18 protein-coding genes are annotated in these 20,292 nt (G+C 61.4%); 7 read left to right on the top strand and 11 right to left on the bottom strand.

Going from position 1 to position 20,292, the window contains the following annotated elements; genetic code table 11:
* Positions 1-17: 17 nt before the first annotated feature.
* On the bottom strand, positions 18-890 hold the full coding sequence (locus J1G33_RS01860; RefSeq protein ID WP_032877634.1) for a LysR family transcriptional regulator: 873 nt from the start codon (positions 888-890) through the stop codon (positions 18-20).
* A gap of 106 nt (positions 891-996) precedes the next feature.
* On the opposite strand from J1G33_RS01860, the gene J1G33_RS01855 reads away from it, so the two are divergent.
* Positions 997-2,508: an MFS transporter gene (locus J1G33_RS01855; RefSeq protein WP_032877635.1), complete on the top strand. Its 1,512-nt coding sequence runs from the start codon at positions 997-999 to the stop codon at positions 2,506-2,508.
* Positions 2,509-2,562: 54 nt separating this feature from the next.
* Here the strand turns inward: J1G33_RS01855 and J1G33_RS01850 are convergent, their stop codons facing one another.
* The gene (locus J1G33_RS01850; protein WP_032877636.1) at positions 2,563-2,973 is read right to left on the bottom strand and encodes an HPF/RaiA family ribosome-associated protein; all 411 of its coding nucleotides are present in this window, start codon (positions 2,971-2,973) and stop codon (positions 2,563-2,565) included.
* A 213-nt stretch (positions 2,974-3,186) separates the two neighbouring features.
* Entirely contained in the window at positions 3,187-4,134 is a 948-nt protein-coding gene (locus J1G33_RS01845) for a LysR substrate-binding domain-containing protein (protein ID WP_223017620.1), read from the bottom strand.
* Between the two features lie 137 nt (positions 4,135-4,271).
* Between J1G33_RS01845 and J1G33_RS01840 the strand changes: the two genes are divergently transcribed.
* The 3 genes from J1G33_RS01840 (at position 4,272) to J1G33_RS01830 (ending at position 7,581) form a co-directional block, all read left to right on the top strand.
* Complete coding sequence (locus tag J1G33_RS01840; protein WP_223017619.1) at positions 4,272-5,648, top strand: L-serine ammonia-lyase; 1,377 nt, start codon at positions 4,272-4,274, stop codon at positions 5,646-5,648.
* Positions 5,649-5,709: 61 nt separating this feature from the next.
* The gene (locus J1G33_RS01835; RefSeq protein ID WP_148853394.1) at positions 5,710-6,996 is read left to right on the top strand and encodes a serine/threonine transporter; all 1,287 of its coding nucleotides are present in this window, start codon (positions 5,710-5,712) and stop codon (positions 6,994-6,996) included.
* 267 nt (positions 6,997-7,263) lie between these two features.
* A complete protein-coding gene (locus tag J1G33_RS01830) occupies positions 7,264-7,581 on the top strand; it encodes a DUF3509 domain-containing protein (RefSeq protein WP_032877639.1) in 318 nt (105 codons plus the stop codon).
* On the opposite strand, the gene J1G33_RS01825 is transcribed toward J1G33_RS01830, so the two are convergent.
* Positions 7,578-8,066, bottom strand: coding sequence for a phosphate-starvation-inducible PsiE family protein (locus J1G33_RS01825; protein ID WP_003188808.1), 489 nt, complete (start codon positions 8,064-8,066; stop codon positions 7,578-7,580). The genes J1G33_RS01830 and J1G33_RS01825 overlap by 4 nt on opposite strands.
* 294 nt (positions 8,067-8,360) lie before the next feature.
* Between J1G33_RS01825 and J1G33_RS01820 the strand changes: the two genes are divergently transcribed.
* Entirely contained in the window at positions 8,361-8,621 is a 261-nt protein-coding gene (locus J1G33_RS01820) for a YebG family protein (protein ID WP_003188807.1), read from the top strand.
* Between the two features lie 55 nt (positions 8,622-8,676).
* Here the strand turns inward: J1G33_RS01820 and J1G33_RS01815 are convergent, their stop codons facing one another.
* Positions 8,677-9,696: a Glu/Leu/Phe/Val dehydrogenase dimerization domain-containing protein gene (locus J1G33_RS01815; RefSeq protein ID WP_223017618.1), complete on the bottom strand. Its 1,020-nt coding sequence runs from the start codon at positions 9,694-9,696 to the stop codon at positions 8,677-8,679.
* A gap of 186 nt (positions 9,697-9,882) precedes the next feature.
* On the opposite strand from J1G33_RS01815, the gene J1G33_RS01810 reads away from it, so the two are divergent.
* Complete coding sequence (locus J1G33_RS01810; protein ID WP_223017617.1) at positions 9,883-10,686, top strand: transglutaminase family protein; 804 nt, start codon at positions 9,883-9,885, stop codon at positions 10,684-10,686.
* 1 nt (position 10,687) lies between these two features.
* Here J1G33_RS01810 and J1G33_RS01805 read toward each other — a convergent pair whose 3' ends face one another.
* Genes J1G33_RS01805 through hmgA form a run of 4 tightly spaced genes read right to left on the bottom strand, consistent with a single transcriptional unit; the run spans position 10,688 to position 15,320 of the window.
* Positions 10,688-12,049 carry an aromatic acid/H+ symport family MFS transporter gene (locus J1G33_RS01805; RefSeq protein ID WP_223017616.1) on the bottom strand — a complete coding sequence of 454 codons (1,362 nt, stop codon included), beginning with the start codon at positions 12,047-12,049 and terminating at the stop codon, positions 10,688-10,690.
* A 22-nt stretch (positions 12,050-12,071) separates the two neighbouring features.
* Positions 12,072-12,734 carry a maleylacetoacetate isomerase gene (gene maiA, locus J1G33_RS01800; protein ID WP_223017615.1) on the bottom strand — a complete coding sequence of 221 codons (663 nt, stop codon included), beginning with the start codon at positions 12,732-12,734 and terminating at the stop codon, positions 12,072-12,074.
* Between the two features lie 12 nt (positions 12,735-12,746).
* Positions 12,747-14,033 (bottom strand): fumarylacetoacetase, encoded by a 1,287-nt coding sequence (gene fahA / locus J1G33_RS01795; RefSeq protein WP_223017614.1) that lies wholly within the window; start codon positions 14,031-14,033, stop codon positions 12,747-12,749.
* 3 nt (positions 14,034-14,036) lie between these two features.
* Positions 14,037-15,320 carry a homogentisate 1,2-dioxygenase gene (gene hmgA / locus J1G33_RS01790; protein ID WP_103733368.1) on the bottom strand — a complete coding sequence of 428 codons (1,284 nt, stop codon included), beginning with the start codon at positions 15,318-15,320 and terminating at the stop codon, positions 14,037-14,039.
* Positions 15,321-15,440: 120 nt separating this feature from the next.
* Between hmgA and J1G33_RS01785 the strand changes: the two genes are divergently transcribed.
* Positions 15,441-16,220 carry an IclR family transcriptional regulator gene (locus J1G33_RS01785; RefSeq protein WP_032877646.1) on the top strand — a complete coding sequence of 260 codons (780 nt, stop codon included), beginning with the start codon at positions 15,441-15,443 and terminating at the stop codon, positions 16,218-16,220.
* Between the two features lies 1 nt (position 16,221).
* Here the strand turns inward: J1G33_RS01785 and dacB are convergent, their stop codons facing one another.
* Positions 16,222-17,679: a D-alanyl-D-alanine carboxypeptidase/D-alanyl-D-alanine-endopeptidase gene (gene dacB, locus J1G33_RS01780; RefSeq protein WP_223017613.1), complete on the bottom strand. Its 1,458-nt coding sequence runs from the start codon at positions 17,677-17,679 to the stop codon at positions 16,222-16,224.
* Between the two features lie 168 nt (positions 17,680-17,847).
* Entirely contained in the window at positions 17,848-20,262 is a 2,415-nt protein-coding gene (locus tag J1G33_RS01775) for a TonB-dependent receptor (protein ID WP_032877649.1), read from the bottom strand.
* Positions 20,263-20,292 lie beyond the last annotated feature (30 nt).

Raw genomic sequence — 20,292 nt, 5'->3', positions numbered from 1 at the left:
ATTGGACCTAACCGACTTCAACTGCCCGCCAGGCAACTGGGCGTGGCCGCCACCAACGCATCGATGGCACACCGCGTCTTGGCCGGCATATGCACCGCCGTCGGCCAGACCACATGGATCGGCGCAGGCTGTTCGCGATAGCTGGGCAGCACCGCTTCCAATTGCCCCCGCAGCGCATAGTGAGCTATCAACCAACTCGGCAACCAGGCCAGGCCCACGCCCGCGATGGCGGCATCGGCTAGCGCCTGGAGGTCGTCCACTATCAGGGGCGAAGCCAGACGCGAGCGATGCGTGGTGTTGCTGCGATACGCAATGCCGCGATGAGCGGCCAGGTCTTCGATACGTTCAATGGCGCCCTTGCGCTGCAGATACGCCGGCGAGGCTGCCAGCCCCATGGCCTGCTGGCCCAGGCGACGGGCACTCAGGCGGTCGGTGTCCGGCAACGGGCCGATGCGTACGGCCATGTCGAAGCCTTCTTGCGCCAAATCGATCATGCGGTCGGAGAAGCAAATCTCGATTTCAAGTTCAGGGTAACTCTCCATCAAGCCCCACAAGGCCGGTGCCGCATAGTGGTGCCCGAACGCCAGCGGCACACTGACCCTCAGCCGTCCCCGTGGTTGTTGCCGGCCACTTTCGAGCACCGATTCGGCCGCTTCCAGTTCGGCCAATGCGCGCAGGCAATGTTCGTAGTACGCCTGCCCATCCTCGGTCAACCGCTGGCGGCGCGTAGAACGCTGCAACAGGCACGTGCCCAGCCGCGCCTCCAGACGCGCCAAGCCTTTACCGACGGCCGAGCGTGTAAGGTTCAGGCGCTCGGCGGCGTCGGTCAGGTTGCCGCTCTCGACGATTTGCAAAAACAGCTCAACGCCATCAAAACGCGGGGTAGCCATGCGTCAATTGTCGCCTTTGATTCCCATATCAATGGAAAACTTATCACGAATAACGAATCCGGTTCCCGAGAGAATAGAGCCCTCCCCTATTTGAAAGGAACTCGTCATGCCGTCCGCCGCAGCTGCATCGGCCCTCAACCCGCCGAGCACCGCCAGAAATGCCCTGGCCCTCACCGCCGTTTGCCTGGTGGCCCTCATGTTCGGCCTGGAAATCTCCAGCGTGCCGGTGATCCTGCCGACGCTGGAACAGGAATTGGGCACCGGCTTTCAAGACGCCCAATGGATCATGAATGCCTACACCCTGGCCTGCACCAGCGTGCTGATGGCGGCAGGCACGCTGGCGGATCGTTTCGGTAGGCGGCGCGTGCTGGTGCTGTGTCTGTGGGTGTTCGCCCTGGCCTCGCTGGCGTGTGGCCTGGCCAACGATGCGCCGACACTGATCGTGGCGCGGTTCATCCAGGGCATTGGCGCCGGCGCGATGATGATTTGCCAGTTTGCCATCTTGTCCCACCAGTTCCGCGAACCGGCGGCGCGGGCGCGAGCGTTCGCGATATGGGGCGTAATTGCTGGCGTGGGCCTGGGTTTCGGGCCGATGATCGGGGCAGTGATACTGGCCGTCGCGGACTGGCGCTGGGTGTTCCTGGTGCATGTACCACTGACCCTGTTTACCTTGGCGCTGCTGCACATCAGCGTGCAGGAATCCCGTGACCCGGCCAGCCATCGCCTCGACATTGCCGGCATGTTGACCATGACGCTGGCGGTGTTTGCGCTGGTCTACTTCATCACCCAGGGCAGCGAGAACGGCTTCGGCACCCCGGCGATGCTCGGCTGGGCCGGCCTGTCGGTCTTCGGACTGCTGCTGTTTATCTTGATCGAACGGCGCAGCGCCCATCCGATGTTCGACTTCTCGGTGTTCCGCATCCAACGTTTCAACGGCGCCTTGATGGGCTCAATCGGCATGAACTTCAGCTTCTGGCCGTTCATGATCTACTTGCCACTGTATTTCCAGGCGGGCCTGGGTTACGACACGCTGACCACCGGCGCCGCACTGCTCGCGTATACCTTGCCCACTTTGTTGGTACCGCCATTGGCCGAACGCCTGGCCCTGCGCTTTGGCGCCGAACGCATCATCCCCCTGGGCCTGGGGACGATGGGCGCAGGTTTTTTGGGCATGGCCGCGGTTAATTACGCCGAACAGCCCAGCACAGCACTGGTGCTGCTCAGTTGCGCGATCGCCGGCATTGGGCTGGCGCTGACCAATTCGCCGACCACCAATACCACTACCGGCGCCGTCTCGACTGACCGCGCAGGCATGGCCTCGGGCATCGACTTCAGCGCACGGCTGATCACCCTGGCGCTCAACATCGCATTGATGGGGCTGGTGCTGTTGCTCGGAATCAGCCATCACCTGGCCAATGTATTGCCGACCAGCACGGCGGCGGATTGGGCAACCCTCAGCCAGCATATTGCGGCGGGCAAGCTGAACGCGCCTGGCCTCACAAGCCTGGAGGCACAGACGGCCCTGCGTAGCGGTGCTGGTTGGGCCATGCTGTTTGCGGGCTTGGGCGCTTGCGGACTGGCCGCTCTGAGCCGGTATTTCTTCCAGCGACGGCGTTGAACGAAAACGGGCCTGCATATGCAGGCCCGTTTTCAGTGGGGGTTTAAAAAACGGTCAGCCGTTGATTGCAGCGTTTTCGTTTTCCAGGAATTCCTCTTCAAGCGCGTCTTCATTCACTTTGTTGATTGGCTGGGTTTTCGCGGCAGCGCGGGGCTTGCCTTGCAGTTTGCCAAACAGGTGTTCCAACGCATGGTCCAACTTGGTGGCGGCGCCATCGATCGCTTGTTCCAGCGTATCGGCTTTATGGCACACGGAAACCGGTTGATGGCCCTTTGGCCGTGCTTCCAGGCGGCAACTTAAATCGTGGGGACCGGGCTTGTCGCCGTTCTCATCCCGCAGGTAGACCTCAACGCGGGTCAGGTCTTCTTCGTAACGTTCGAGCGTGCTCTCAATGGTAGTACGTACCCACTCCTCCAGTCGGATGCTGCTTTCAATATGGTTATCGCTATTGACTTGGATTTGCATAGTTCTTCCCTTATTTCAGCTAGCTCGCCAGAGGTCACAAACTGCAACACCAGGGTGGTGAAACCATGACCTCCTGATTACACAATTGAGCACCTGCTAAAACAATTCAACCCCTTTGCAAAGATAAATCCTACATTACAAATTAACCCTGACGACGGGCAAAAACGCTGGTAGGGTGGGGAGTTAGTTACAACTTCTTACGTTCTGTTTTCCTCACAATTGCCCCTCTCCCAACGGGTGCAAACCGCGAAAAATCCCTGCTTCCTCCACCAGCCAGTCGTGCACCGCGCGCACGCCGGGGTGGCTCAATGCACCTGGCGCATACAGCAGCACATAGCGCTTATGGTTGGGCACGGCCAGGCCAAACGGCACAATCAAGGTGCCGCGCTCCAGTTCATCATTGAGCAACGTGCGCCGCGCAATCGCTACCCCCATGCCGGCAATGGCGGCCTCGATGGTCAGGTGGTTGCGGTTGAAGGTATGCCCGCGCCGCACGTCGGCACCGTGGTAGCCGATGGCATTCAGGTAGAACTCCCACTCGGCATATTCATAACTCCCACGCCAGGCAGTGATGTCGTGCAGCAGCGGAAAATGCGCCAGATCGGCCGGGCCATGCAACGGCGGCCGTCCACGTAGAAGGCTGGGGGCGCACACCGGGAATATCTGCTCGTCCAGCAGGGCTGTGGATAACAAGCCGGGGTAGCTGCCATCGTTGAGGTCGATGGCCAGGTCGAAGTCGCCTTCATGCAGGGCGATGCTGCTGTCTTCGGCGACCATGCGCAGTTGGATGTCGGGAAAGCGCTGCTGCAAACGTGGCAGGCGCGGGGTCAGCCATTTGCCGAGAAACGAGGGGATCGAGCGCAGGCGCAGGGTGCCGCTGATCATCCCGGCATCCAAGCGCTGCAATTCCGCATCAATGCTGCCATAAGCCTCGCCGACCACCGCCGCCAGGCGCTGCCCCTCGGCGCTGAGTTCAACGCCACGGGCGCGCCGATGAAACAGACGAAAGCCCAGGCGCTCCTCCAACTGGCGAATCTGCTGGCTCACCGCCCCCGGTGTGATGTGCAGTTCTTCGGCGCAGCGGGTGAACGACAGATGCCGTGCAGCGCAAGAAAACACATGCAGCCACACATAGGTCTGGCCGTGAAGGGGGCGGGTCATAGCGTTTAGTCCTGCTAAAGGGTGTCTTAGGATAATTCGTTGGTCAGTGCCGATCCAGAGGCTCAGTATCGCGCCAATTCCGCCTGCTCTACAAAACATGGCAGCGATTTCTACTCCATTGCTTGTAAGGCTTTAGCATGGCTATCAGTGTTTTCGATTTATTCAAGGTGGGCATTGGCCCCTCCAGCTCCCATACCGTCGGCCCGATGCGCGCTGCCGCGACGTTCGCCCAGGCCCTGACCGATCAGCATTTGCTCAGCCAAACCCGCCGCGTTGAAGTGCGTCTGTACGGCTCGCTGTCCGCCACCGGCGTAGGCCATGCCACTGATCGCGCCTGTGTGATGGGCTTGATGGGCGAATGGCCGGACCGCGTCGACCCCACCTCGATCAATGCGCGTATCCAGCAACTGCGCGAGTCGGGTCAATTGCTATTGGCCGGCTCCCAGGCAATCGCTTTCAACTGGCACACCGACCTGTTGCTGCTGGATGAAAGCCTGCCTTACCACCCCAACGCCATGTCCCTGCACGCCTATGGCGACAACGGCCCTCTGAGCGAGCAGACCTATTACTCGGTAGGCGGTGGTTTCATCATCGAAGCCGCGGAGGCCGCCTCGGGCATTGCGCCGACCAGCGACGTGCAATTGCCCTACGACTTTTCCAGTGCCGTGGAACTGCTGGCGTTGTGCAACAAGCATGGCTTGCGGGTTTCCGAACTGATGATGGCCAACGAACGTGCGTGGCGCAGCGACGAAGAGATCCGTAGTGGCCTGCTGCACATCTGGTCGGTGATGCGCGAATGCGTGGAACAGGGCTTGCGCGATGAAGGCATCCTGCCCGGCGGCCTGGACGTACCGCGCAGGGCGGCGAAACTGCACCGCAGCCTGCTGGAAATCGGCAAACCCAATGTGATCACTTCAACCTTGTCGGCGATGGAATGGGTCAACCTGTTCGCCCTCGCCGTCAACGAAGAAAACGCCGCCGGCGGGCGCATGGTCACTGCCCCGACCAATGGCGCGGCCGGCATCATCCCGGCGGTGCTGCATTACTACATGAAATTCAACGTCGACGCGTCTGACGATGATGTGGTCAATTTCTTCCTGGCCGCCGCCGCCGTCGGCATCCTCTGCAAGAAAAACGCCTCGATCTCCGGCGCCGAAGTCGGCTGCCAGGGCGAAGTGGGCTCGGCCTGCGCCATGGCCGCTGCCGGCCTGGCCGATATTCTCGGCGCCACCCCCGAGCAACTGGAAAACGCCGCCGAAATCGGCCTGGAACATAACCTCGGCCTGACCTGCGACCCGGTCGGCGGCCTAGTGCAGGTGCCGTGCATCGAGCGTAATGCCATTGCCGCGGTCAAGGCGATCAACGCCACGCAAATGGCCCTGCGCGGTGACGGCAAGCACTTCATTTCCCTCGACCGGGTAATCCGCACCATGCGCGATACCGGCGCCGATATGCATGACAAATACAAAGAAACTTCACGGGGCGGCCTGGCGGTCAGCTGGGTGGAGTGCTGATCGGAGCACTGCTACCCGCCCCAACGTGAGCCCGCGCAAAAATAATAACGAGGCAATACCGATGACTGATGTACGTACACCTGCTGCCGAAAATCCCGCTCTGGACAACACCGTTACCACCGGCTGGACCAAACACGACACCACCTGGATGCTCGGCCTCTACGGCACCGCCATCGGCGCCGGTACCCTGTTCCTGCCGATCAACGCCGGCGTCGGCGGGTTCTGGCCGCTGATCGTGCTGGCGCTGCTGGCTTTTCCGATGACTTTCTTCGCCCACCGTGGGCTGACGCGCTTTGTGTTGTCGGGAAAATCCGGCGACATCACCGAAGTGGTCGAGGAACACTTTGGTGTCGGCGCCGGCAAGCTGATCACCCTGCTCTACTTCTTTGCGATCTTCCCGATCCTGCTGGTGTACAGCGTCGCGCTGACCAACACCCTGGGCAGTTTCATGGAGCACCAACTGCACATGACCCCACCGCCCCGTGCGATCTTGTCCCTGGTGCTGATCCTCGGCCTGATGGCCATCGTGCGTTGTGGCCAGGGTGTGATCGTCAAGGCCATGAGTGTGCTGGTGTACCCTTTCGTTGCTGCGCTGTTGCTGCTGGCTGTCAGCCTGATCCCCAACTGGAATGGCGCGTTCTTCGCCTCCGCCAGCGAAGGCATGCCGCTGCCGCTGTTCTTCAAGACGCTGTGGCTGGCGATCCCGGTGATGGTGTTCTCGTTCAACCACTCACCGATCATCTCCGCTTTCGCCGTGGACCAGAAGCGCGTCTACGGCGCCCAGGCCGAGCGCAAAAGCAGCGGCATCCTCGCCACCGCCCACGCCATGATGGTATTGACGGTGATGTTCTTCTGCTTCAGTTGCGTACTGGCGCTGTCACCTGCTGACCTGGCCGCCGCCAAGGCGCAGAACATCTCGATCCTGTCGTACCTGGCCAACCACTTCCAGACCCCAGTAATCGCCTACGCCGCGCCGCTGATCGCGCTGGTGGCGATTACCAAATCGTTCCTGGGCCACTACATCGGCGCCAGCGAAGGCTTCCAGGGCTTGATCGTCAAATCCCTGCGCGGGCGCAACCGCTCGATGTCGGCGAAATGGCTGGAACGCTCCACCGCGCTGTTCATGGTGCTGACCTGCTGGGCCGTGGCCACCTTCAACCCAAGCATCCTGGGCATGATCGAAACCATGGGCGGGCCGATCATCGCGTGCCTGCTGTTCCTGATGCCGATGTACGCGATTCGCCGCGTGCCATCTTTGCGCCAGTATTCAGGTCAGGTATCGAATGTGTTTGTGGTGGTCATCGGGCTGATTGCGCTGTCTGCGATCGTTTTTTCCGTGATGCCCTGAAATAGCTCACTGACCTCAAGCACAACGCAGATCAAATGTGGGAGGGGGCTTGCCCCCGATAGCGGTGTATCAGCCAATAAATACTCGGCTCAAAGACTGCTATCGGGGGCAAGCCCCCTCCCACTTTGAGCTTCCAGCGCCTGTACGGCACGGCCCTTGCTGTAGAGCTATTGAGGAAAACGGAATTTGGCCGATGGTCAGGCAATGCGAACTAATCCTGACACCGGCCGTCAATGACTGCATGTTCTTATCAGGCGGTAACGCACCATGGACAATCCTTTTCAGATCATCACCGACACCTTCACCCCCCAATACCGCGTCAATCTGAGCATCCAACGGTTGGACGGCAGCATCATGCTCACCCTCTCGGACGAGACCGGCGTGGTGGCCAAGCGCATGATCAGCGCCGAACAGCGCAACGACCCGCAGCGCCTCAAGCGCCTGGTGCAAAGCATCCAGTTCGGCATCGCCATCGAACAGGGTCATAGCGCCGTGGAAATCCTGGAGCTGATGACGGACGGCGACAGCCACAAACTCCTGCAGCGACCGCCCGCCCGTACCCTGCCCTTCAGCGTGGGGCTTTAAAGCTCGCCCTTCTCGGTCTCAAGGCTCGCTTCGCCCTTGCGGCGCGGGCTCTCGACCTTCACCGAAGGGAACGCCGACGACGCATAGCGCACCACCAGGATCGCGAACGCCAACAACAGAATTCCGCCGCACAGGTAGATGATGCCTACATCCGGCGGGTTGTGGTGCGACACGTTGGAGATCAGCAAACGCGTGAGCGCGGTGATTGCCACATAGATCAGGAAGCGTACCGGCATATGGTTGGTCTTGAAGTAAATCCCGACCATCGCGCCCAGTTCCAGGTAGATGAACAGCAGCAAGATGTCATCGATCTTGATGTGCCCATTTTCCAGCATCCCCAAAAACTCCATCACCGCTGCCCAGGCGGTCACCGCACCAATGGCAAACAACGCCAGGTAGTGAAACGACTCGACAAACAGATTGCCCAGGGACTCGGCCAGCCCGTGGACTTGCTGGCGCAGCCTTTCGGCCCAGTTGATTTTCACGATGATGCTTCCTTAGGTCGGTTCGACCGGATAATGCGGGTTGGACGTGACGGTTGTTCTGTATGCAGAAACAAGGCCATAGGCAGGATAGTGAGATGGTGGCGGGCTGACATTAGGCACTTAATCAATCCTTGTGGCGAGGGAGCTTGCTCCCGCTGGGGTGCGCAGCGCCCCCATTTCCCAACTACATTAAAAACCTACTATCCAAACCCCAACGTTTGGCTTATCCTTTTCGCTGTATATAAATACAGTGGTCGCAAAAGACAACTATCGTGAAGGCATGTGAGGTGGTGAATGGCCGTCGAAGTGGTATACCGCAGCAGCCGAGATCTGGAGCGTTTGTTCATGGATAAAGCCGAAGCTGACCGTCATGACAAGATGCTTGAACTCGCTGAGTTGCTGGCAGAGGTGTTGCAAAAAGCCGTGCCGTCGTTGAGCGAGCAGCAGGTGGAAGAAGCCGGGATCTACATGGCGAAGAACCGCGATGTATTTGCCAAGGCGTTCAAGAGCCAACCGGACGCGCTGTCCGAGCTGTTGAACCCGGCGGCAGAGTAAAGCCCGAATTGAATAGGCCCTGAATCATGGATTCAGGGCCTTTTTAATGCCCGGCCTATTTGTACAGCAAGCGTTCGGCCAGCTCATCGGCGACCCTTGCAGGGGAGCGCTTTTCGGCTTGGGCGTGGGCGAAGATTTCGGTCAGGCGCGTGCCAATGTTCGACAGGTGCGCGGTGATGCCGGGCAGGTCGGTGCCGGCGTGTTTGAGGGCGACGTAGATCAGGCCGCCGGAGTTGATCACGTAGTCTGGGGCGTAGAGGATGCCGCGGCCTTCCAACTGGTCGGCGATGTCCAGGTTGGTCAATTGTGCGCTGGCCGAACCTGCCACGGCAGCGCACCGCAACTGGCCGACGCTGTTACGGTTGAATACGGCGCCGACGCCGCAGGGCGCGAGGATGTCGCAGGGGGTGCTGAGCAAGGCGTCGTTGGCAATCGGGTGGGCGCCCAGTTGTTCCATGGCCAGTTGCACCTTGCCGTGGTCGATGTCGCTGACCAGCAGTTCTGCACCCGCGGCGTGCAGTTGCTCGGCCAGGGCATAACCGACGTTGCCCAGGCCCTGCACCGCTACGCGCAGGCCCTCAAGGTTGTCGCTGCCCAGGCGCGCCATGGCGGTGGTGCGGATGCCGGTAAATACACCCATGGCGGCATGGGGCGCAGGGTCGCCGGCGGCGGTGGTGCTGGTGACGAAGCGGGTGTGTTGGGCGATGCAATCCATGTCGGCGACCGAGGTGCCGCTGTCGATCGAGGTAATGAAACGGCCATCGAGTTTTTCGATACAGCGGCCAAACGCCTCGAATAGCGCGGCGCGGCTCTCCACGTGCACAGGGCGGATGATGACCGCCGTGCCGCCGCCCACCGCCAGCCCGGCCAATGCACCCTTGTAGCTCATGCCTTGGGCCAGGCGCGCGGCATCGGCCACGGCACTGTCATCGTTGGGGTAAGCCAGGTAGCGACAGCCGCCCAAGGCAGGCCCCAGGCGACTGTTGTGGATGGCGATGATCGCTTTCAGCCCGGTCACCGGGTCGACGCTCAGGTGCAGCGATTCAAGGCGGGTGCTGTGCATGAGCGCAAACATCAATGAGCTCCCGAATCACTTTTGGTTGTGGACAAAGTATAGGCTCGCGGCAGAAAACTGCTGGATTGCACTGGAATAAGCCGCGCTGTTTCGTAAGATCCAGGACATAAGCACGCAGGATATTTTTCAAGAGACTGGACGAAATTTCCTGGCAAGGCTAAAACGGGGCATCCGCCGGAGAACGCGATGAATCCCCGCACAGCCTTTTTCGCCTGCCTGGACCGTTCACCCCCTGCGCTGTTTGAAGCCGCGCTGTGGATGGCTGCCGAACACGATGCCAGCGTACAGCCGTTGCTGATCCTGCAAGAGCTGCGTGTGCTGCAACAGCAGGTCAGCCTGGGCATGCCCCTGTTGCCGGCCGATGAACTCGGCCAGCCGCTGCTGCGGCGCCTGAATGACCTGGGGTTTGCCCAGGATGATCACACCCCGTTGCGCCCCGCCGCCGCGCTGCTGGACAAAGTGCTGCTGCGAAAACGCGGGCAACCCTTGGCCATGGGCCTGATCGCACTGGAAATGGCACGGCGCCTGGATATCCCCATGGCCGGGGTAAATTTCCCCGGCCACTTCCTGCTACGCGTACCCGGTGCCGACCACCTGCTGGACCCGTGCGGCGGTCGACGCCTGTACCCCAACGACTGTCGCGAACTGCTGCACCGCCAATACGGGCCAAAACTCAACTTGCACGCCGACCACCTGCACACCGCCGAGCCTAGGGCGATCCTGCAGCGGCTGTCACGTAACCTGCGCCAACTGCACCTCGCCAACGACGATCCCCTGGCTGCCCTGGTGGACGCCGAGCGCGTACTGGAACTGGGCAATGCCAGCGCCGCCGACTACCTTGCCCGCGCCAGCCTGTACCAGCGCCTGGATTGCCCGAGCGCCGAGCGCTTTGACCTGGAACACGCATTGATGCTCAGTGATGACCCAATCCAGCGCCTGCGCCTGACCGAGCGGCTGGGGCACCTGCCGCCCAATTCAGTGGTGCATTGACCTAGGTGCGATTGAGAATATCGCCAGGCACTGGCGTTTTTAGCGTAGTGGAGCCCGGCGCCCGCACCTGAATAATCAACAGCGCCGCAATCACCGCCGGAATCGCACAGAAGAAGAAAATCTGCTCCACCGGTATATGCATCGCCAGCAACATACTGCCGAACAGCGGCCCCAGGATTGATCCAAAACGCCCTACCCCCAACGCCCAGCCTGTGCCGGTGGCGCGCACCTGCGCCGGGTAGAAATTGCTCGCAAAGGCATTGAGGGTCAGTTGCCCGCCGATGATGCAGAACCCGGCGGCGAACACGCAGGCCACCAGGTAACGGGGATTGTCGTGGTTCAAGCCCAGCAGGATAGTGCACAACGCAGCCGCCGCCAGCACCCCGGACAACAGTCGCACCTTGCTTTTCAGGCGGTCGGCAAACCAGGCCATGAGGATGGCGCCCAAGGTGCCGGCAAACAGGAACATGGACGTGACCAGGTTGGCTTCGTTTAGCGCCAGGCCGCTTTCGAGCAACAGCGATGGCAACCAGCTGATCATGAAATACAGCAAAATCAGGCTGACAAAAAAGGTCGCCCAGATCAGCAGCGTCGGGCGCGCGTAGCCGTTGCGAAACAGCTCCACCACCGTCAGTTTGCTGCCTTGTTCCTGCAGGTTTTCAGCTTCGGTCGCGGGCGGCGGTTGCCAGTCGGGCAGCATCCGCGCCGTGACTTTGCGCAAACGCAGATACGGCGGTGCATCGCGCAACAGGCGTGGCAAGGATTCGGGCAACAGCCACACCAGGAACGGGAACAGCAGCAACGGCGTTACCCCACCGGCCAGGAACACCGCCTGCCAACCAAAGCTGTCGATAAAACCGGCCGCCACAAAGCCGCCTGCCGCGCCGCCGAACGAAAAGCCGCAGGCCGCCAGGGTCACCATCAAGGTGCGCATGCGCGGCGGCGAATATTCAGACATCAATGCCATGGCACTGGGCATTGCGCCCCCCATGCCGATGCCACAGATAAACCGCGCCGCCATCAGTGTGGTGAGGGAATTGGCAAACACCATCAGTACGGTCAGGCTGGCGTAGATCAGCACACAGCCCAACAGGATGCGCCGCACGCCGAAACGATCCGCCAGCGGTGTCACCAGCAGCGAGCCGAGGGTCAACCCGAGCAGGTTGGCGCTGAACACCGGCCCGAACGCAGCTTTTTCCAGGCCCCAATCCTGAGCCAGCGCCGGCACTACATAGCCCAGCACCTGGGCGTCGTAGCCATCGGTGACCAGCAGCAACGCCAGCAACACGAGAATCAACCACTGGTAGCGCGACACCGGACGGGCGTCGAGTGCCGCGCGAAAGCTGGCAATCTGATTGTGCATCGCAAGGTACCTTTATTTTTTATTAGGTTGGCACGATCAAAGGTGGGAGGGGCGGTGTGTCAGGTTGATTGGCGGGGTGGGCCTGTACGAAGGCCGGATGCTGCGCCGCCAACGCTGCCACTCGCCCAATGCGCGGGTAAGCCACCAGCGGCACCTTGAAACGTTCGGCCGCATACAGCTGTGGAATCAGAAATGCATCCGCCATGCCTGGCTGCTCGCCAAAGCAGAAGCCCTTATCTCCAATCAACTGCTCCACCGCACCCAGCCCCTGGCTGACCCAATGGGCGATCCATTCAAGCAACTGCGCTTCATCGTGCCCCCACTTACGCAACAGGTTCTGCGTGCTGGAGTTGTGCAACGGGTGGATATCGCAGGCGATGATCGACGCTACCGCCCGCTCATGGGCGCGCGCTACCGGGTCTTTGGAGAGCAACGGCACCTGTGGATAACGCTCCTCCAGGTATTCGATGATCGCCTGCGACTGGATCAACGTCTCCCCTTGATCAGTACGCAACGCCGGCACACGTCCTTGAGGGTTGATCGCCAGATACTCGGGCTGGTGATTGGCGCCGCCTGCCGGGACCAGCAGGTTGACTGGCAGCGCGGTGAAATCCAGGCCCTTGAGCGCCAGGGCAATACGTACCCGATACGACGCGGTGGAACGGTAGTAAGTATAGAGTTCCATGACCCTGCCCTCTTAACGTGCCGCAACCACAGTACCGCGGCATTCACCAAAGCCGATGCTGGCAAAACCTTCGCGGCGGCAACGGCCACGCAGGATGATTTCGTCGCCGTCTTCAAGGAATTTACGTACCTCGCCGGAAGCCAATTCAATCGGCTTTTTACCGCCTTCGGTAATCTCCAACAGGCTGCCAAACTGCCCCGGCTGCGGCCCGGACAAGGTGCCTGAACCAAACAGGTCGCCGGCCTGCAACTGGCAACCGTTGACGCTGTGGTGCGCAACCATTTGCGCCACTGTCCAGTACATATGCTCGGTATTGCTCAAGGTCAGGCGATGGGCGGGCAGGTTCTGCTCGCGCATTGAGGCGGTGGTGAGCAGCACTTCCAGCTCGATATCAAAGGCGCCCGCGTTCTGATCACGTTTATCCAGCAGATACGGCAGCGGTTGCGGGTCGCCCTCGGGCCGCGCCGGTTGCGCTTTGCGAAAGGGCTCCAGCGCTTCGGCGGTCACCACCCATGGCGAAATACTGGTGATAAAGCTTTTCGACAGGAACGGGCCCAGCGGCTGGTATTCCCAGGCCTGGATATCTCGCGCCGACCAGTCATTGAGCAGGCAGAAACCGGCGATATGCTCGGCCGCATCGCCGATGGCAATCGCTTCGCCCATGGCATTGCCCTGGCCGATCCAGATGCCCAGCTCCAGTTCGTAGTCCAGGCGTGCGCAGGGGCCGAACGTCGGTTCGGACTGGCCGGCCGGCAGTGTCTGGCCTTTGGGGCGCCGGACCTGCGTGCCCGACGGGCGAATGGTCGACGCACGGCCGTGGTAACCAATCGGCACGTACTTGTAGTTGAGCAACAGGGGGTTATCCGGGCGAAACAGTTTGCCGACGTTCTGCGCGTGCTCGATGCCGACGTAGAAGTCGGTGTAGTCATTGATCTTCGCCGGCAAGTGCATCTGGCAATCGGCGGCGTGGTGCAGCACCTGCGCTTCGCGCTGTTGCAGCTGGCTGCCTTCGGCCAGCAGCTCCAGCAGGCGCTCGCGTAACGCCACGCGTGGCCCACGGCCAAGTTCAAAAAAAGCGTTCAATTGGCCACCCGCTGCTGCCTCAACGGCACGCCGGGCATCACCGTCAAACTCATCCAGCGCGGCGTGCAGGTCGAGGACCATATCGCCGATCGCCACGCCACAGCGCGGGGCCGAGGCGTTGATACTGAACACGCCCAGGGGCAGGTTCTGCAGGGGGAAATCCACGTGACCGTTGGCCGAGGCCACCCAGCTGCGGGTCTGCGTTGGTTGCGTCATGGGCTATCTCCGATTCGGGTTGAAGGTGGCGGGCAGTGAGGCCCAGCACGCGTCGTAAGCAGGTTGCAGCTGCGGGCACTCCAGAGCGAACTGGGTCGGGCGCAGCACTTGGCTGGTCTCGAACATGAAGGCCATGGTGTTATCGATCTTGTGCGGCGCCAGGTCCGCATTGATGGCCTTGGTGCAGGTCTCGCCATCCGGGCCATGGGCGCTCATGCAGCTGTGCAGCGACGCGCCGCCGGGCAGGAAGCCTTCGGCCTTGGCATCGTAGGCGCCCTGGATCAGGCCCATGTATTCGTTCATCAGGTTGCGATGGAACCATGGCGGACGGAAGGTATTCTCGGCCACCATCCAGCGCGGCGGGAAGATCACGAAGTCGAGGTTGGCCAGGCCATGCACGCTGGTAGGTGAGGTCAGCACGGTGAAGATCGACGGATCCGGATGATCGAAACTCACCGTGCCGATAGTGTTGAAACGACGCAGGTCGTATTTGTACGGTACGTTGTTGCCGTGCCAGGCGACCACGTTGAGTGGTGAATGGTCCAACTCGCAGGCCCACAGTTCACCAAGGAATTTCTGTACCAGCGTGGTCGGTTGCTTGAGGTCTTCGTAGCGGGCCACTGGCGTGAGGAAGTCACGCGGGTTGGCCAGGCCATTACTGCCGATGGGGCCCAGGTCGGGCAGGCGCAGCGGGGCGCCGTGGTTCTCGGCAACATAACCGCGTGCGTGTGCATCCAGCAGTTCGATACGGAATTTGAGGCCACGGGGCAGCACGACAATTTCCAGCGGCTCGACGTCCAGCGCGCCCAGTTCGGTGGCGATGCGCAGGCGGCCCTGCTCCGGCACGATCAGCAGTTCGCCGTCGGCATTGAAGAACACACGCTCCATGGAACGATTGGCGCGGTAGGTGTAGATGCTGATGCCCGAAGGTTTTTCCGACCCCGAGTTGGCCACCATGCCGACCAGTCCATCGATAAAGTCCGTCGGCTCACTCGGAATATCCAGCGGGTTCCAGCGCAGACGATTGGGCGTCACTGCGCCCAAGGGTCCACCGGCCAATTGCTGCGCAAGCTTGATGAACGCCGGGTGATTGGCCGACGGCTGGATGCGGTACAGCCAGGTGCGCCGGGCTTCGCTGCGCGACATGGTGAAGGCCGTGCCGGAAAACAGTTCGGTATACAGCCCGTAGGGGGCCTTCTGCGGCGAGTTCTGGCCGACGGGCAATGCACCAGGCAAGGCTTCGCTGGCGAATTCGTTGCCGAAACCCGAAAGGTATTCGAGGGTCATGGATCATCCTCTGTGGGTCAGTTGTATTTATCGTAATCCAGTTACGCATAACGTAATTTGATCACTGTTGACCGTCAAGCTATAAAGACGCCCATTCATCTTTCGGATTCTCGCCCTTCCATGGAAAAGCCCCGCGACACCGGTAAACAGAAAGTCCGTTCGGCGGAAGTCGGCACCGATATTCTCAAGGCTCTGGCCGAATTGTCCCCGGCCACCTCGCTGTCACGTCTGGCCGAACATGTGCAGATGCCGGCGAGCAAGGTCCACCGCTATTTGCAGGCGCTGATTGCCTCCGGATTTGCCGAGCAGAACACCGCCACCAACCATTACGGCCTGGGCCGGGAGGCGTTGCGCGTGGGGCTGGCGGCGCTGGGCAGCATGGATGTGTTGAAAGTCGGCGCCATGCCCCTGGCCGAGCTACGCGATGAATTGAATGAAACCTGCTTTCTGGCGGTGTGGGGCAACCAGGGCGCGACCGTGGTGCAGATCGAGCCGGCAGTGCGCGCCGTTACCGTTGTGACGCAGTTGGGCTCAGTGCTGCCGCTGCTCAGTTCGTCCACCGGGCTGGTGTTCAGCGCTTACCTGCCGTCACGGGAAACGGTGGAGCTGCGCGAACGCGAGGTTCAAGCCGGCACCGCTCATACCTTGGCAGACGATCAGGCCTATGCCAGCGTGTGCGAACAAATCCGCAGCCGTGGCCTGCACTTTGTGCATGGCCTGCTGATGCCCGGCGTGGATGCGTTGTCGGCGCCGGTGTTCAATGCGGTCGGGCAAGTGGCGGCAGTGATGACCGTGGTCGGCCCGACCTCACTGTTCCATGCCGATGAAGATGGCCCGGCGGCGCAGCACCTGCTGGCGGCGACCCGGGCCGTGAGTTGGCGTATGGGCTATCAGCCCTGAATCAATCGTCGTTGCGCGACAGCGCCACTGCCACGCGGTCCTCCAGCGCCTTGACCTGCGCGCCGGCCACCACGTAGTTGTTGGTCAGCATCGCGAACACCAGCTTGCGCCCGCCGGCGTCGGTGATGTAACCACTCAATGACGACACGCCGCCCATGGAGCCGGTCTTGGCGTGCAGGTTGTTCTGCGCCTGCGTGTCGCGCAGACGGTAGCGCAGGCTGCCGCCGGTCATGCGGTCGGTGTTGCCGGCAATCGGCAGCGCGTTGTACCAGGTGTCGAACCACGGCTGTTTGCTGGCGGCCAGGAGCAGGTCGGTGAGGGTTTGCGACGACACCAGATTGCGCCGCGAGAGGCCGGAGCCGTCGACCTGACTGAACGTGCTGGTGTCCAGCCCCTGACGCTTGAGAAACCCGGCCACCGCCACGGCGCCCGCCGCTGCCGTGCCGCTATTGGCGGTCTGGCGCCCCATGGCCTTGAGCAAGGCTTCGGACATGTTGTTGTTCGAGAGCTTGAGCAACGGCGTGATCAACTCCTGTAACGGTGCCGATTGGTGCTCGGCCAGCACCGTCACTGCAGCCGGGCTTGCCCCACCCATCACTCGACGCCCCAATACGGTGATGCCCTGTTGCGCCAAGGCCTGTTCGAACAGATTGGCCACCAGTTGCGTCGGCTCCCAGACGCTGACCAATTGCTGGCTCTGCCGCCCCGGCGCCACTGCGCCGCTGAGCTGCAACAGGTTGGTGCCATGGCGACGGTTGATCCCATAGCTGTTGCCCGGCCCACTGATGGCGCGGTTGCTCAGTTGCAGGTAATCGGTGGGCGGAAAAATCTCGACACTTACCGGCGAGCCGGCCCGCAGCGCAGCCTTCGCGGTGACCAGTACGCTGCCTGCATCGAAATCCGAATCAGGCGACACGGTCAGCGCTGAAATCTGCGCGCCGTAGTAGGTGGTTTCGTCATCGTGAGACCAGTCGACACCCAGCCGCTCGGCATCAAACCAGGTGTCGTCGAACACCAGGTCGCCCTGCACCTGGCGCACGCCCTGGCTGGCCAATTGCGCGGCCAGGGCCTGGTAATCGGCAAACTGAACGGTCGGGTCGCCGAGGCCACGCAGGTACAGGTTGCCGGTCAAACGGTCGCCCTGGCGTATGCCATTGCTCAGCAGTTGGGTGGCGAAGCGGTATTGCGGCCCCAGCACGTCCATGGCCGCCGCTGTGGTCAACAGCTTGAGGTTGGACGCGGGCACCAACCGGGTGCGCGGGTTTTGCTGATACAGCGTGGAGCCCGTGCGGGCGTCACGTACCATCAGCGAGACCGTAGCGCCTTGCAGCGCCGGATCGCTCAACAGTTTATCCAGGGTTGCCGGCGTGGAAGTTTGGGAGACGCTGGCGCAGCCGCCCAGTAAAAAACTCAAACCGACCAGCAGGGTGCCGGTGCGTAACCATTTTACAAAGTGCATCGTTGCGTTTTCCATAAGCATGCAATGGCGGCAACGCTAACAGCTCGCTATCAATGTGGCGACCGCTTTCCTGTGGGAGCTGGCTTGCCTGCGATGCAGACAACTCGGTGTATCAGGCAAACCCAGTCGATGCCATCGCAGGCAAGCCAGCTCCCACAGATAAATGAATCAGAAGGTCAAGGTGCTGGACACCGACACCTGCCGCGCATCGCCCATGGACACAAACTGCGTATTCACCGATGAGGTGTAGTAAGTACGATCGAACAGGTTCTTCACATTGAGCTGGAACTTGACCTTCTGCCCTTCAAGCCGGGTGTCATAGCTGGCGAACACATCGGCCACGGTGTAGCTGGGCAGTTCGAAACTGTTGGCCGCGTCCCCTGCCCGCTCGCCGACATAACGCGCCCCGGCGCCGACACGCAGTTGATCGCCGCCCAGGACACTGCCGAAGTCATACACCGCCGACAACGAGCCGGTGCTTTTTGCCACATTCTGCAGGCGATTGCCTTTGAGCTTAGGGTCTTCGGTAACCTCGGCATCGGTGTAGGCATAGCTGCCAATCAGGCTCCATTTATCCGTCAGCTGGCCGCTGGCATCCAGCTCCAGACCGCGAGAACGCACCTTGCCGGCCACGCTGTACTCCGAGGTCAGGCCCTCGCCTACCTGCACCAACACGTTGCGTTTATCGATCGTGAACAGCGCGGCACTGGCGGTGATGCGCCCCGGCAGGTCGAACTTGGTACCCAGCTCCCAGGCTTTGGATTCTTCCGGCTGCAAACTGCCACTCAACACGGTTTTATTGGCCAGCGGCGCGATGGTGGAGTTGGGTTTGAACGACTCGGTATAACTGCCGTAGAACGACAATTGATCAGTGTAGCGATACACCAGCCCGGCCCGTGGTACCCACTTCTGGCCATTGCCGTCGGTGTTGGCGGTGAACGGCACGCCTTTGCCGGCGTATTGATCGTACATCTGGTAGCGCGCACCGCCGACCAGGATCCATTGATCGTTGAGGTGGATGGCATCCTGGAAGAACAGCGAATCGCTGCGCAGCAGATCGGTCTGGTTGCTGTCCGGCGCGCTGACTTTGGAACCGGCGACTTCATTGCCGTATACCGGGTTGTTGTAATCGAAGGTGCCTCGCGGCGCCTGGCGGATCAGGTCGGCACGGTAGATCTTGCGGTACTCATCGTCCAGGCCGAACACCAGATCGTGCTGCATACCTGCAACATCGACCCTGCCTTCGAGGCTGGCGGTGGCGAAGCGGTCGGTGGTCAACGCGCCCTGGGTACCGTCCATGTTACGGGTCAGGGTGCCGTTGGTGTTGACCTTGACCACGCGCACCTGACTGGCGTCATAGGTTTCGCGATTCCAGCTGTAGCCGAAGTGAGCTTTCCAGTCGTCGTTCAGATCATGATCGACGGTCAGGCGGTACAGATCGGAGCGACCTTCCATGTTGTTGAACGGTTCATCCAGACGCCGGGTGGCGGGGATGTTCAGCGGGTGGTTGGTCTTGGGATCGATGGCGGTGCCACGGTCGAACGGCGCGAGAAATTCGCGGTGTTCATAGGCCAGCACCACTTGGGTGGTATCGCCGTACCAGGCCAGGGACGGCGCCACCAGGGTCTCGCGATGGGTGCCGTAGTTACGCCAGTAATCTTCGTCTTCATGATCGACAATCAGGCGATAAGCCAGGCCGCTGTCGCCGAGGGGGCCGGTGGTGTCGAGGTTGCCGCCGCTGCCGTTCTTGCCGCTGCCGAAGGTCGAGCCGCGCGCGGTCAGGGAGGTGGACTGCATCAGCTCAGGCTTTTTGCTGACGATATTGACCACGCCGCCCGGGTCCTGGATGCCATACAACAGCGAGGATGGGCCCTTGAGCACTTCAATACGCTCGGCGGTAGCGTTCATGGCACGGCCCTGCACCACCGGCATACCGTCCTTCATGATCGAGCCGTTACGGTTGTCGCCAAAACCACGCAACATCACCGCGTCCTGAGTACTGCCGAGGGTGTTGGACTGGGTGATGCCGCTGATATTGCCCAGGGCGTCATCCAGGTTGCGCGGTTGCTGGTCGCGCAGCACCTGGGCCGGCACCACGTTGACGGTTTGCGGGGTTTCCAGCAGCAACCCATGGGAGCGCATCACCGAACTGGTGGGCGGCGGCTGATAGCTGGTGCTGTCCTGCGTCGGGTTGGCCGCGCTGATGGTGGTGGCGCCAAGGTTGACCGCGCCGTCGCTGGGCAGCGGCTCCAGGGCCAGGGTGCGGGCGTCGATCTGGCGGAAGGTGAAACCTGTATTGCTCAGCAGACGTTGCAGGGCCTGGGTCGCGCTCATCTGCCCACTGAGCGCCGGGGCATTGAGGCCATAAGGCGCTTCATCGGTGTAGATCACACTGATGCCTGTGACACGGCTGAACTCGCTCAGGGCCTGGGGCAGTGGTTTGGCTGCCAGGGCAAAATTGAACTGGGCGCTTTGCTGCTCCTGCGCACGCGCAACGCTCAAAGGCAGCAAAGCCAGCCCTGACACCGCCAAGACCGAGGCTCCCAGCCACTGTTTTACCCAACCACCCGCCGTTGACTTCATGCTGTGAGAACCCGTGTAGAAAACGCTGTT

This window comes from Pseudomonas sp. P867, from assembly GCF_019891455.1.
GTDB lineage: Bacteria > Pseudomonadota > Gammaproteobacteria > Pseudomonadales > Pseudomonadaceae > Aquipseudomonas > Aquipseudomonas synxantha_A.
Note: the sequence above shows the minus strand (reverse complement) of the source record. Positions and strands in the feature narration are given on the sequence as shown.